The sequence below is a fragment of the Xanthomonas sp. BRIP62411 genome (assembly GCF_003993525.1).
Classification (GTDB): domain Bacteria; phylum Pseudomonadota; class Gammaproteobacteria; order Xanthomonadales; family Xanthomonadaceae; genus Xanthomonas; species Xanthomonas euroxanthea.
In genome coordinates this window covers 194759-207411 of record NZ_QEZI01000022.1, presented here as the reverse complement: position 1 = coordinate 207411, position 12653 = coordinate 194759, and the positions used below count along the sequence as shown (strand labels likewise).

Sequence of the window (12653 nt, the reverse complement as noted above, 5' to 3'; positions counted from 1 at the left end):
GATCTTCGCTTGCACCTGAGGTTGGGCACGTTACGCTGTGACCATGTCGCATCCAGAAGACGAAGACGACGGCGCGCTGTTCCGCGCAGCGATCGGCGCGGTCAAGCCGATTCGCGAGGTCGCCCCACCGGCCAATGCCAAGCCGCGCCCCAAGCCGCGCGCGCGCATGGCCGAGCGCGACGACGCCGAAGCGCACACCGAATTCGCACGCCTGCTGCGCGACAGCGCGCCACTGGAAGCCGGAGATACCGCCAGTTACCGATGCGAGAATCTTCCCACCCGATTGTTTCAACGGCTCAAGCGCGGGCAGTTCTCGATCCAGGACGAGCTGGATCTGCATGGCGCCACCGCCACGCAGGCCGAATCCCTGCTGCGGCAGTTCCTGCTGGAGGCGCATGCGCACGACCATGGCTGCGTGCGCATCATCCACGGCAAGGGGCTGCAGTCGGACAACGGTGCGCCGGTGTTGAAGAACCTGATGGATCGCCTGCTGCGTCAACGCAACGACGTGCTGGCGTTTCATTCCGCGCCGGCCACCCAGGGTGGCACGGGGGCGTTACTGGTGTTGTTGGCGCGGCGCTAGGGCCGATGGGGTGGCCGGTTACCGACCTGGATTGCAGGCATGCGCTTGCGTGGGAACGGGCTGAGGGGAAAGCCCGTCGCGGCCTGGTCCGCTCCTACGCGTTGGCGTGTTTGCCGGGCGGCTCACGACCACCGGGCAGGCCTAGGCGTCGGAACGCGGGCCGGTGTTGAGACGGCCGGCGTCGCTGACCTCGCCGAGCTCCCACAGCACCGCGGTGGCGTAGCAACCGGGCGGCAGTGCGAATTCGAGCTGCAGGCTGTGTGCATCCAGCCAGCGGAACTCCAGCTGTTGCGGACGCAGGCGCAGTGCGCGGCGCTCCTGCTTCAGGCCCGCTGCTTCCAGGCCGTGGCGCAGCGCGTCGGATTGCGGATCGGACAAGGCGCCCTGCTCCACCGCCGCGGCCTGGCCGGTCGAACGCAGCTCGCCGGCACCCCACAACGGCCCGCTGGGATGGATATCGAAGCGCGCCAGGCGCTCTGCCAGTTCCTCGCTGAACGGCTCGGGGCCGAACACGCTGCGCGAGCCGTCCAGCATCCACGCCTCGCCCTCCAGTGCGGTGTCCCAGGTACCCTGCCCCACGCGTGCGCTGAGCACTCGATTGAACAACGCCGAGCGCGCCGCCGACAGCAGCATCGAGCGCTGATCGTTGCGCAGCCGCCGCCTGGATGCCGGCGCCGCTGACAACGTGCCGTCGGCATTGGACTGGTAGCCGAACATCGCCAGCGCGAAGGCCACGTTGCCCCCATCGCGACCGAAACGCTGTTCGCCAAACCAGTTCGGGATACCGCGCGCGGCGATCGCCTGCAGGCGTTGATCGATCGCAGCGCGCTCGCCCTGCACCTGGCGCAACGTCAACACGAAACGATTGCCCAGCAGTGCGCCGCGTTGCAGCTTGCGGTTGTGCCAGGTGCTGTCGATGACCTGCATCTCGTCGTCATCGAGCGTGGCGAGCTCCGGCGCGATGCGCTTGGGCAGATGCACGCTGAAGCGCTGCGTGGTCACCGCATGGCGGTCCTTCAGGCCGGCGTAGCTGACGCCCATCTCGGCGATCCCGGCCCAGTGCGCGAGTTTCTTCGCGATATGGGCGGTGTTCTGCCCACGCTTGCGGATGGTGAGCAACAGGTGCTCGCCCTCGCCGGAGGGCTCGAAGGCCGGCAGCTCGTCGACCTGAAAATCGTCGGGCGTGCTGCGCATTGCCGCGCCAAGGACCGCAGCGCCATGCGCACGTGGCAGAACAGAGGTGTCGCTCATGCTGTGATTTACCTTCGCGCCGACAGGTCGTGCGCTGTGTGCCGAATGCCTCGGCGCGGTGATGTCGCGTTGCAACGCCAAGTGTGGAACGGCTAGAAACCTGGCCGGCAGTGGTCAGATGCGTGTGGACAGTGCATGCAGGGCATGCGTGATGAGCGCTGTGCTGCCCCCATCGTCAGGCACCGTTCGCACCCGGCCGGCGGTGGGCACCGGCCTTGCCGGCTGCGGTTATGCAGCGATCTTGCCAAGCAATACCGCCGCCTGCGCCGCAATGCCCTCGCTGCGGCCGGTGAAGCCGAGTTTTTCGCTGGTGGTGGCCTTGACGTTGACCGCATCGAGCTCGATCGCCAGCAGGCCGGCAATGCGTTCGCGCATGGCCAGCGCATGCGGGCCGATCTTGGGACGCTCGCAGATCACGGTGACATCGGCATTGCCGACGCGCCAGCCACGTTCGCGCAGCAAGTGATCGCAATGCTGCAGGAACTGCGCGCTGTCGGCATCCTTCCAGCGCGCATCGGATGGCGGAAAGTGCTGCCCGATATCGCCCAGCGCCAGCGCACCCAGCATTGCATCGCACAGCGCATGCAGCACCACGTCGCCATCGCTGTGCGCAAGCACACCATGGCTGTGCGCGACGCGCACGCCGCCCAGCATCACGTGGTCGCCCGCGCCGAACGCATGCACGTCGTAGCCCTGACCGATTCGAAAATTGAGAGACATGGAAAATCCGTGGTGAGTGAGAGTGCCCAACAACAGGGAGCAAGCAGTCGTTTAGGTCGGCATGGATGTCGCACGAGACCGCCGTGTACGAGTGGCCTACACGGCCGGTTCCGCAAACCGGCCTCGCAATCGTTCGACAGCCGCCCTAACGCGTGTTGACGTCGTGATTGGCATCGGCAAACACCGCATCGTTGCGCGTGGCCACCAATTCGGCGTCCACCGCCACGCCGCGGCGTGCGAGCTCGAATTCGAAGCGCGCCAGATCCGTTGGCGTGGTCACCTTGAAGTTGTCTTCGGCACCTTCCACCAGCAACGGGCGCAATCCCAGCCGCTCCATCGCCATCGCCTCGTCGGTCACGTCCACGCCGGCGGCCGACGCTTCGGTCAGGCCGCGGATCAGTTGATGGCGACGAAACAGCTGCGGGGTCAGCGCGCGCCACAGCCGCTCGCGCGGTTCGGTGGCATCGATGCCGCCATCGTCGCCGGCACGCTTGAGGGTGTCGCGCACCGGTGCAGCCAGGATCGCGCCGACCGGATCGCCGCGGCCGATTTCCAGCAGGCGCTCCAGGTCGGCCAGGCCGAGATTGGGCCGCGCGGCGTCGTGCACCAGCACAAAGTCATCGGCGCGCACGCTCTCGGGCAAGGCCAGCAATCCGGCCAGCACCGATGCCGCACGTGTCCCGCCGCCGACGCAGGTCAGCACCGGCTTGGCCTGCACCGACGTCCAGCCCGGCCAATCCGCATCGTCGGGCGCGATGGCCACCACGATGCCGGCCACCACCGGATGCGCGGCAAGCGCCGCCAGCGTGTAGGCCATCAGCGGTTGCCCGGCGGCGGGCAGATATTGTTTGGGGGTCTGCCCGCCAAAGCGCGTGCCGCGCCCGGCGGCCGGCACGATCGCCCAGATCGAACCGGTCATGGCTGTTCCGCCGGCGCGTCGGGCTCGACGGGTGCAGCCGACGGCGCGGCCACAGCCGGCGGCAGGGGCGGTGCATCCTCGACCACGCGATAGAACGTCTCGCCCGGTTTGATCATGCCCAGCTCGCTGCGCGCGCGTTCCTCGATTGCCGCCTCGCCGTCCTTCAAATCCTTCACCTCTGCTGCCAACGCCTGGTTGCGTTGGCGCAGACCTTCGTTGTCCTGTGTCTGATGCGCGACCTGGGCTTCCAGCATCATGACTTCACCGGAATTCCCAGGCCCGAACCAGAAGCGGTACTGCAGCCAAGCCAGCAGCACCGCCAGCACCAGCAGTAGCCAGCGCCAGTTGCGCACGGCTTATCGCTTGATCGAAACGAACGCGTCGCGGCCGGCGTAGCGTGCGCCGGAGCCCAGCGCCTGCTCGATGCGCAGCAGCTGGTTGTACTTGGCGACGCGATCGCTGCGGCACAGCGAGCCGGTTTTGATCTGGGTGGCGGTGGTGGCCACGGCGATGTCGGCGATGGTGGTGTCTTCGGTTTCGCCCGAACGGTGCGAGACGATCGAGGCATAGTTGGCCGCGTGCGCCATCGCGATGGCCTCCAGCGTCTCGGTCAGCGTGCCGATCTGGTTGACCTTGATCAGGATCGCATTGGCGGTGCCCGAGTCGATGCCCTGCTTGAAGATCTTCGGGTTGGTGACGAACAGGTCGTCGCCGACCAGCTGCACCTTCTTGCCGACGCGGTCGGTGAGCAGCTTCCAGCCGGCCCAGTCGTCCTCGGCCAGGCCGTCTTCGATGCTGATGATCGGATACTGCGCGACCCAGTCGGCCAGGAAGTCGACGAACTGCTCGTTGGTCAGGCGCTTGTTCTCGCCGACCAGGTTGTACTTGCCGTTGTCGTAGAACTCGCTGGACGCCACGTCCAGGCCCAGCAGCACGTCTTCGCCTGCGGTGTAGCCGGCCTTGCCGATCGCCTCGAGAATGGTGTCCAGCGCTTCGACATTGCTGCGGAAGTCCGGCGCAAAGCCGCCTTCGTCGCCGACTGCCGTGCTCAGGCCGTGGCCCTTGAGCACCGACTTGAGCGCGTGGAAGATTTCGGTACCGGCACGCAGCGCTTCGGAGAACGAGCTGCAACCGACCGGCAGCACCATGAACTCCTGGAAGTCGACGTTGTTGTCGGCATGCGCGCCGCCGTTGATGATGTTCATCATCGGCACCGGCAGCGCCACGTCCGATTCGGTGATGGTGGACAGGTACTGCCACAACGGCTGCTTGCGCGAGGCGGCCACGGCATGCGCGGCGGCCAGCGAAACACCCAGCAGCGCATTCGCGCCCAGGCGGCCCTTGTTCTCGGTGCCGTCCAGATCGATCAGGCGACGGTCCAGGCCCTGCTGGTCGGCGGCATCGAAGCCCTTCAGCGTCTCGGCGATGGTGCCATTGACGTTCTGCACCGCGTGCAGCACGCCCTTGCCCAGGTAGCGGGTCTTGTCGCCATCGCGCAGTTCCACCGCTTCCTTGGTGCCGGTCGAGGCGCCCGAGGGCACGGCGGCGCGGCCGAACGAGCCGTCGTCCAGCGTGACTTCGGCCTCCAGCGTGGGATTGCCGCGGGAGTCGAGGATTTCGCGGGCGAGGATCTTGGCGATAGTGGTCATAGGTCGATCGGTTACCAGTAAGGGGGAAGGACACCGGAAACAAGCTGCCGGATTATCGCCGCAGGACTGCGGCTTGCCAAATGGCGTGAGCATGCGGCCGCCGCGATGGCGACACGTCAGCACGCCGGAGCAGCAGGTGGGCGGCAGTACCGACTGCGCAGTGCAGCGGTGTCAGCTGCAGCTGCCACACGCGGCACCGCTGTGCGAACACCGGCACCACATCCGCATCCGCGGCGCTAACGGACCACGCAGCAGCGGCCGCGCGCGCCACCGCATTGCCTGCTCAGACGCCTTGTTCGAGGAAGCCGTGACGCTTGGTGATGGTGTCCAGCGCCAGCAGTGTCTCCAGCAGGGCTTCCATCTTGTCCAGCGGCCAGGCATTGGGGCCGTCCGACAAGGCCTTGGAAGGGTCCGGATGGGTTTCGGCAAACAGGCCGGAAATGCCCACCGCCACCGCGGCGCGCGCCAGCACCGGCACGAATTCGCGCTGGCCGCCGGAACTGCTGCCCTGCCCGCCCGGCAGCTGCACCGAATGGGTGGCGTCGAACACCACCGGGCAGCCGGTATCGCGCATCACGCTCAGCGAGCGCATGTCGCTGACCAGATTGTTGTAGCCGAACGAGGCACCACGTTCGCAGACCATGATCTGTTCGTTGCCGGTCGACTTGGCCTTGTCCACCACCGGCTTCATGTCCCATGGCGACAGGAACTGGCCCTTCTTGATGTTGACCGGCTTGCCGGCGGCACAGACGTTCTTGATGAAGTCGGTCTGGCGCACCAGGAAGGCCGGGGTCTGCAGCACGTCGACGACGGCGGCGACCTCGTTCATCGGGGTGTATTCGTGCACATCGGTCAGCACCGGCACGCCGATCTGCTTTTTCACCGCTTCCAGCACCTTCAGGCCTTCTTCCAGGCCCGGGCCGCGGAAGCTGGTGCCGGAGGTGCGGTTGGCCTTGTCGAAGCTCGACTTGAAGATGAAGTTGATCCCCAGCTTGCCGGTGATCTCCTTGAGCTTGCCGGCCACGTCGAGCTGCAGCTGCATCGACTCGATCACGCAGGGGCCGGCAATCAGGAACAACGGCTGATCCAGGCCGACGTCGAAGTCACAGAGTTTCATCAGGTCACCTTATTGATTAAGCCCCTCTCCCGTCGGGAGAGGGGTTGGGATGAGGGGGCGGTTGCAACGCGCTGGTGAAGCCCGATGGCTTGCCCAGGCCGGCGCATGGCGACGCGTTCGCCATGGCTGCCATCTTCCAGTGCGTTGCGGCACCCACTCATCCGGCACGGCGCGCCCGCGTCTCCCGCAGGGAGAACAAGCGGCTCACGCACGCGCTTCCTTCAGCAGTTTTCCACCCGCCTTCTTCTCGCGCGCGGCGCGCACGAAGCCGATGAACAGCGGATGCCCGTCGCGCGGGGTGGAGAGGAATTCCGGATGCGCCTGGCAGGCCAGGAACCACGGGTGCGTTTCGCGCGGCAGCTCCACCATCTCCACCAGCGTGTCGTCCATCGACTTGCCGGAGATCACCAGGCCGGCGTCTTCCAGCTGGGTACGGTAGCGGTTGTTGAACTCGTAGCGGTGGCGATGGCGTTCGGCGACCACGTCCTTGCCGTACACTTCGCGCGCCAGCGTTCCCGGCTTGAGCCGCTGCTCCTGCAGACCCAGGCGCATGGTCCCGCCCAGGTCGGATTTCTCGTCGCGCTTTTCCACTTCGCCGGTGGCGGTGCGCCATTCGGTGATAAGGCCGATCACCGGATGCGGCGACTGGCGATCGTTCTCGGTACTGTTGGCTGCGTCCAGGTCGGCCACGTGGCGGGCATAGTCCACCACCGCCGCCTGCATGCCGTAGCAGATGCCGAAATACGGCACCTTGTGCTCGCGCGCGTATTTGGAGGTCAGTACCTTGCCTTCGAAGCCACGGTCGCCGAAGCCGCCCGGCACCAGGATGCCGTCGATATCCTGCAGCGCTGCCATGTCGCTGCCTTCCAGGTCCTGCGCTTCCAGCCACTTCAGGTTGACCTTGGTGCGCTGGCGCAGACCGCCGTGACGCAGCGCTTCGGCCACCGACTTGTAGGCGTCCTGGTGGTCGACGTACTTGCCGACCACGGCAATGGTGACCTCGTCCAGCGGATGCTTGACCGCATCCACCACCGCCGCCCATTCGGACAGGTCGGGCGCAGCCACCTTGTCGCGCAGCTTGAACTGATCGATGACCAACTCGTCCAGGCCCTGGCGACGCAGTTCTAGCGGCATGCCGTACAGCACGTCGATATCGGGGCAGCTGATCACCGCGCGCTCGGAGACGTTGGTGAACAACGCGATCTTGCGGCGCTCCGAATCCGGAACCGCCTGCTCGGAACGGCACAGCAGCACGTCCGGCTGGATACCGATCGAACGCAGTTCCTTGACCGAGTGCTGGGTCGGCTTGGTCTTCAGCTCGCCAGCGGCGGCGATGTATGGCACCAGCGTGAGGTGCATGAACATGGCCTTTTCGGCGCCCCGCTCGGTGCGCACCTGGCGGATCGCCTCCAGGAACGGCAGCGACTCGATATCGCCGACGGTGCCGCCGATCTCGATCAGCGCCACGTCGAAGCCGGCGGTGGCCTCGTCGATGCAACGGCGGATCTCGTCGGTGATATGCGGGATCACCTGCACGGTGGCGCCCAGGTAATCGCCACGACGCTCCTTGCGGATCACGTTCTCGTAGATGCGGCCGGTGGTGACCGAGTTCTTGCGCGACAGCCGCGTGCGCACGTAGCGCTCGTAGTGACCCAGGTCCAGGTCGGTCTCGGCGCCGTCGTCGGTGACGTAGACCTCGCCATGCTGGAACGGGCTCATCGTGCCCGGGTCCACATTGATGTAGGGGTCCAGCTTCATCATCGTGACCTTCAGGCCACGCGCTTCCAGAATGGAGGCAAGCGAAGCGGCGGCAATGCCCTTGCCTAGCGAGGACACTACGCCGCCGGTAACAAAAATCAGGGGGGTCATGGGGCTTGGAGCCTCCCGGAAAGCCATAGTTTAGCGGGTGACGGGCGAATGCCCAAGGGTTGCGTGACGATCATGTCGTCACAGCGGCGAAAGCGGCGATGCGCCTGGCGCCCAAATGCAGACGCCCCGGCCAGGGCCGGGGCGTCTGTATGGCGTGGCGCCGACTCGCACTGGCATCAGCGCGCCGGCTTTTCTTCTTCCTCTTCCTCGCGCGGGGCGTCATCGGCCTTGGGTTTGTGCGCCGCGGCGGCGGCGCGGCGCTCGGCCTTGCGCTCGGCTTCGGTCTTGGCCTTGGCGTCGTCGGCCTTCTGCGCGCTGGCGCCGGTGCCCTGCCCGGTCTGCTGCGGGGCCGCCTGGGCCAGGGCAGGAAGCGCGGCCACTGCGGCAGCACCGAGGGTGAGCATCAGGATGTGCTTGAACTTCATGGTGTCCTCCGGTTTCGGTGACATCCTCAGATGGGGACGTTTGGTTCCGAATCCAACGCCAGGGTATCCAGCCGCACCCCGCCCTGCACTGAACGTCGGTCGCGTGCAAAAAATCGGCCCAGCCCCCACACTTGCGCGTCGTTTCACGTGCTAACGAGATGCATGAACACCCGTTATAACGCCGCCGATATTGAAGTGCTGTCGGGCCTGGACCCGGTCAAACGCCGCCCTGGCATGTATACCGACACTGCGCGCCCGAACCACCTGGCGCAGGAAGTGATCGACAACTCGGTCGACGAGGCGCTGGCCGGTCATGCCAGGCAGGTCGAAGTGACCCTGTACAAGGACGGCAGCTGCGAGGTGTCCGACGATGGCCGCGGCATGCCGGTGGACATGCATCCGGAAGAAAAGATTCCCGGTGTCGAGCTGATCCTGACCCGGCTGCATGCCGGCGGCAAGTTCAGCAACCGCAACTACACCTTCTCCGGCGGCCTGCATGGCGTGGGCGTGAGCGTTGTCAATGCGCTGTCGACCAAGGTCGAGCTGTTCATCAAGCGCGAAGGCAGCGAGCACCGCATGGAGTTCCGCGACGGCCACGCCGCGTCCAAGCTGGAAGTGGTGGGCACCGTCGGCAAGAAGAACACCGGCACGCGGCTGCGCTTCTGGGCCGATCCCAAGTACTTCGACACGCCCAAGTTCAACGTGCGCGCGTTGCGCCACCTGCTGCGCGCCAAGGCGGTGCTGTGCCCCGGCCTGACCGTCAAGCTGCACGACGAGGCCACCGGCGAGCAGGACAGCTGGTACTTCGAGAACGGCCTGCGCGACTACCTCAAGGGCGAGATGGCCGCCCATGAGCTGCTGCCGGCCGACCTGTTCGCAGGCAGCCTGAAGAAGGACACCGAGATCGTCGACTGGGCCGCGGCCTGGGTGCCGGAAGGCGAGCTGGTGCAGGAAAGCTACGTCAACCTGATCCCGACCGCGCAGCACGGCACCCACGTCAACGGCCTGCGTTCGGGCCTGACCGATGCGTTGCGCGAGTTCTGCGACTTCCGCAACCTGCTGCCGCGCGGGGTCAAGCTGGCGCCGGAAGACGTGTGGGACCGGGTCACCTTCGTGCTCAGCCTGAAGATGACCGACCCGCAGTTCTCCGGGCAGACCAAGGAGCGCCTGTCCTCGCGCCAGGCCGCCGGCTTCATCGAAGGCGCCGCGCACGATGCCTTCAGCCTGTACCTGAACCAGAACGTGGAGATCGGCGAGAAGATCGCGCAGATCGCCATCGACCGCGCCAGCGCGCGGTTGAAGACCGAAAAGCAGATCGTCCGCAAGAAGGTCACCCAGGGCCCGGCCCTGCCCGGCAAGCTGGCCGACTGCATCAGCCAGGACCTGTCGCGCACCGAATTGTTCCTGGTCGAGGGCGACTCGGCCGGCGGCTCGGCCAAGCAGGCGCGCGACAAGGATTTCCAGGCGATCCTGCCGCTGCGCGGCAAGATCCTCAACACCTGGGAAGTGGCTTCGGGCAGCGTGCTGGCCTCCGAGGAAGTGCATAACCTGGCGATCGCGATCGGCTGCGACCCGGGTAAGGACGACATCACCGGGCTGCGCTACGGCAAGGTGGTGATCCTGGCCGATGCGGACTCGGACGGCCTGCATATCGCCACCCTGCTGACCGCGCTGTTCCTCAAGCATTTCCCGGCGCTGGTTGCCGCCGGCCATGTGTTCGTGGCGATGCCGCCGCTGTTCCGCGTGGACGTGGGCAAGCAGGTGTTCTATGCGCTGGACGAAGAGGAAAAGACCACGCTGCTGGACAAGATCGCGCGCGAGAAGATCAAGGGCCAGGTCAGCGTCACCCGCTTCAAGGGCCTGGGCGAGATGAATCCGCAGCAGCTGCGCGAATCGACCATCCATCCGGATACGCGTCGCCTGGTGCAGCTGACCATCGACGATGGCGAACAGACCCGCTCGCTGATGGACATGTTGCTGGCCAAAAAGCGCGCCGGTGATCGCAAGCAGTGGCTGGAGACCAAGGGCGATCTGGCGTCGCTGGAAGTTTAAGAACCTCTGGAAAGCGTTAAGGCCCTAAAGGTCAAGCCCCTCTCCCGTCGGGAGAGGGGTTGGGGTGAGGGTACGTGCGAAGCCACCGGGTAAGTAACCGCCCGAGGCTGCGCCCCGTACCCTCATCCGCCCCTGCGGGGCACCTTCTCCCGACGGGAGAAGGGAGTGTCATCGGTTTTCTCTTAGGTCGATGCCTATTTCAGCAGCCTGCCCAAACCTCGCCCTCTGGGTCAGACGGCTGCCTGCCGCGGCACAGACGGCGCCATGCCAGGCATGCGGCGTCGGCCGACGCGACACATGTGCCTTTGTGCACATCCATCGGGCGCCGCCGGGGGCCTAGCATCGTCGCTCCCCTGCCGAACGTCCGATGCTCATGTCCTTTTTTCTCCGCGCCAGCCTGCTGGCCTGCGTCCTGCTCAGCGGGACGGCGCTGGCCGATGCGCCCGACAAGACCGATGCAAAACCCGATACCAAATCCGACGCGGCGGTGGCCAAACCCGCGCCACTGCCGGCCGATGCCAGCGTGCGGCAAAGCACGCGCGTGGCCGGGCGCTCGCTGAGTTACACCGCAACCGTCGGCACGCTGCCGGTGCGCGACGCGCAGGGCAGGACCACCGGCGAGGTGGTGTTCACCGCCTACACCGTGGACGGCAAGGACCGCCCGGTGACCTTTGCCTTGAACGGCGGACCAGGCGCGGCGTCGGTCTATCTGAACATGGGCGCGATCGGGCCGAAGGTGGTCGGCTTCGGCGCCGAAGGCGACAGCGCGTCCGCACCGGCGACCTTGCGCGACAATCCGGGCACCTGGCTGGACTTCACCGACCTGGTGTTCATCGACCCGGTCGGCACCGGCTTCAGCCGCGCGCTCATCGGCGACGACGAGGCCAAGAAGCAGTTCTACAACCCGCAGGCCGACGTGGAATATCTCTCGCGCGTGATCTACGACTGGCTGCTGAAGAATCGCCGCCTGCAGACGCGCAAGTATCTGGTCGGCGAAAGCTATGGTGGCTTCCGCGGCCCGCGCATCACCCAGTATCTGCAGACCCGCCTCGGCGTGGCGATGAACGGCGTGGTGCTGGTGTCGCCGTACCTCAACCCGACCCTGGACGACAACAGCGATGTCTCGCCCCTGGCATGGATGATGACGCTGCCCTCGATCGCCGCCGCGCATTTGGAGCGCCAGGGCCAGCTCAGCGACACGGCGATGCGCCAGGTGATCGACTACACCCGCGGCGACTATGCGGTGGCGCTGATGAAGGGCCGCACCGACCCGCAGGCGACCGAGGCGATGCTGCAACAGGTCGCCCGCATGACCGGACTGGACGCGACCTATGTGCGCCGCTCCGGCGGACGCCTGGAAGCCCAGGCATACCTGCGCGAGGTGTTCCGCGACAAGGGCGAGCTGGGCAGCCGCTACGACTCCAACGTGACCGCGTTCGACCCCTTCCCCAACGATCCGGAGCAGCGCGCCAACGATCCGCTGCTGGACAGCATCATCGCGCCGACCACCACCGCGATGGTGGACTTCGTCACCCGGATCGTCGGCTGGAAAGTCGATGCCCGCTATCAGGCGATCAATTACGAGGTCAATACGGCGTGGGAATGGGGCGATGAACTGCGCAAGGGCGCGGTGACGCAGCTGCGTCAATCGGTGGCGATCGACCCCAAGCTGCGCGTACTGATCGCACATGGCTGGAACGATCTCTCCTGCCCGTTCATGGGATCGGTGCTGACCGTGGACCAGATGCCGGCGATGGGCGACCCCACGCGCGTGCAGGTGCGCGAGTATCCCGGTGGTCACATGTTCTACAACCGCCCCGACAGCCAGGCCGCGTTCCGCAACGACGTCAAGACGCTGTACGAAACCCGCTGAGCACAGCCATCGCCGGCCGCACACGCGGCTGGCGATGCAGCACACCGACGGCGCGTGCGTACCAACCCGTCGCCAAGCCACTGGCAAAGCCAATAGTGGTTTCGGGCCGCCACACATGTGACTTGCCCGCGTCAACGTTCAACACCACTCGCTGCCGTCGAGATTCAAATCAGCCGAACAAACCAAAACGCGCAC

At 66.2% G+C, this 12653-nt stretch carries 11 protein-coding genes; 3 read left to right on the top strand and 8 right to left on the bottom strand.

The window, feature by feature from the left end:
* Positions 1-43: 43 nt before the first annotated feature.
* Positions 44-583 (top strand): Smr/MutS family protein, encoded by a 540-nt coding sequence (locus EO139_RS17630; RefSeq protein WP_164739904.1) that lies wholly within the window; start codon positions 44-46, stop codon positions 581-583.
* Between the two features lie 141 nt (positions 584-724).
* On the opposite strand, the gene truD is transcribed toward EO139_RS17630, so the two are convergent.
* The 8 genes from truD to EO139_RS17590 all read right to left on the bottom strand — a co-directional run bounded on the left by truD (position 725) and on the right by EO139_RS17590 (position 8533).
* Complete coding sequence (truD, locus tag EO139_RS17625; RefSeq protein ID WP_126971677.1) at positions 725-1834, bottom strand: tRNA pseudouridine(13) synthase TruD; 1110 nt, start codon at positions 1832-1834, stop codon at positions 725-727.
* 228 nt (positions 1835-2062) lie between these two features.
* Complete coding sequence (gene ispF / locus EO139_RS17620; RefSeq protein WP_126971675.1) at positions 2063-2554, bottom strand: 2-C-methyl-D-erythritol 2,4-cyclodiphosphate synthase; 492 nt, start codon at positions 2552-2554, stop codon at positions 2063-2065.
* A 145-nt stretch (positions 2555-2699) separates the two neighbouring features.
* Positions 2700-3473, bottom strand: a complete 774-nt coding sequence (gene ispD, locus EO139_RS17615; RefSeq protein ID WP_126971673.1) for a 2-C-methyl-D-erythritol 4-phosphate cytidylyltransferase — start codon at positions 3471-3473, stop codon at positions 2700-2702.
* The gene (gene ftsB, locus EO139_RS17610; protein WP_016904016.1) at positions 3470-3826 is read right to left on the bottom strand and encodes a cell division protein FtsB; all 357 of its coding nucleotides are present in this window, start codon (positions 3824-3826) and stop codon (positions 3470-3472) included. Before ftsB ends, ispD begins: the two co-directional genes overlap by 4 nt.
* 3 nt (positions 3827-3829) lie before the next feature.
* Positions 3830-5122 carry a phosphopyruvate hydratase gene (gene eno / locus EO139_RS17605; RefSeq protein ID WP_126971670.1) on the bottom strand — a complete coding sequence of 431 codons (1293 nt, stop codon included), beginning with the start codon at positions 5120-5122 and terminating at the stop codon, positions 3830-3832.
* A gap of 283 nt (positions 5123-5405) precedes the next feature.
* Complete coding sequence (gene kdsA / locus EO139_RS17600) at positions 5406-6239, bottom strand: 3-deoxy-8-phosphooctulonate synthase (protein WP_119128393.1); 834 nt, start codon at positions 6237-6239, stop codon at positions 5406-5408.
* A 204-nt stretch (positions 6240-6443) separates the two neighbouring features.
* Positions 6444-8108 carry a CTP synthase gene (locus EO139_RS17595; protein WP_104582881.1) on the bottom strand — a complete coding sequence of 555 codons (1665 nt, stop codon included), beginning with the start codon at positions 8106-8108 and terminating at the stop codon, positions 6444-6446.
* Between the two features lie 176 nt (positions 8109-8284).
* Complete coding sequence (locus EO139_RS17590; RefSeq protein WP_164739315.1) at positions 8285-8533, bottom strand: hypothetical protein; 249 nt, start codon at positions 8531-8533, stop codon at positions 8285-8287.
* A gap of 162 nt (positions 8534-8695) precedes the next feature.
* Here EO139_RS17590 and parE point away from each other — a divergent pair, with 162 nt between their 5' ends.
* Together parE and EO139_RS17580 are read left to right on the top strand one after the other, a co-directional pair.
* Complete coding sequence (gene parE, locus EO139_RS17585) at positions 8696-10585, top strand: DNA topoisomerase IV subunit B (protein ID WP_104582880.1); 1890 nt, start codon at positions 8696-8698, stop codon at positions 10583-10585.
* 373 nt (positions 10586-10958) lie between these two features.
* On the top strand, positions 10959-12458 hold the full coding sequence (locus EO139_RS17580) for a S10 family peptidase (protein WP_126971668.1): 1500 nt from the start codon (positions 10959-10961) through the stop codon (positions 12456-12458).
* Positions 12459-12653: the final 195 nt, after the last annotated feature.

Bases quoted from the DNA above. Each gene is read 5' to 3' on its own strand.
- truD (WP_126971677.1), bottom strand. From the start codon at position 1,834: ATGAGCGACACCTCTGTTCTGCCACGTGCGCATGGCGCTGCGGTCCTT.
- kdsA (WP_119128393.1), bottom strand. From the start codon at position 6,239: ATGAAACTCTGTGACTTCGACGTCGGCCTGGATCAGCCGTTGTTCCTG.
- ispF (WP_126971675.1), bottom strand. From the start codon at position 2,554: ATGTCTCTCAATTTTCGAATCGGTCAGGGCTACGACGTGCATGCGTTC.
- EO139_RS17630 (WP_164739904.1), top strand. From the start codon at position 44: ATGTCGCATCCAGAAGACGAAGACGACGGCGCGCTGTTCCGCGCAGCG.
- EO139_RS17595 (WP_104582881.1), bottom strand. From the start codon at position 8,108: ATGACCCCCCTGATTTTTGTTACCGGCGGCGTAGTGTCCTCGCTAGGC.
- eno (WP_126971670.1), bottom strand. From the start codon at position 5,122: ATGACCACTATCGCCAAGATCCTCGCCCGCGAAATCCTCGACTCCCGC.
- EO139_RS17580 (WP_126971668.1), top strand. From the start codon at position 10,959: ATGTCCTTTTTTCTCCGCGCCAGCCTGCTGGCCTGCGTCCTGCTCAGC.
- parE (WP_104582880.1), top strand. From the start codon at position 8,696: ATGAACACCCGTTATAACGCCGCCGATATTGAAGTGCTGTCGGGCCTG.
- EO139_RS17590 (WP_164739315.1), bottom strand. From the start codon at position 8,533: ATGAAGTTCAAGCACATCCTGATGCTCACCCTCGGTGCTGCCGCAGTG.
- ispD (WP_126971673.1), bottom strand. From the start codon at position 3,473: ATGACCGGTTCGATCTGGGCGATCGTGCCGGCCGCCGGGCGCGGCACG.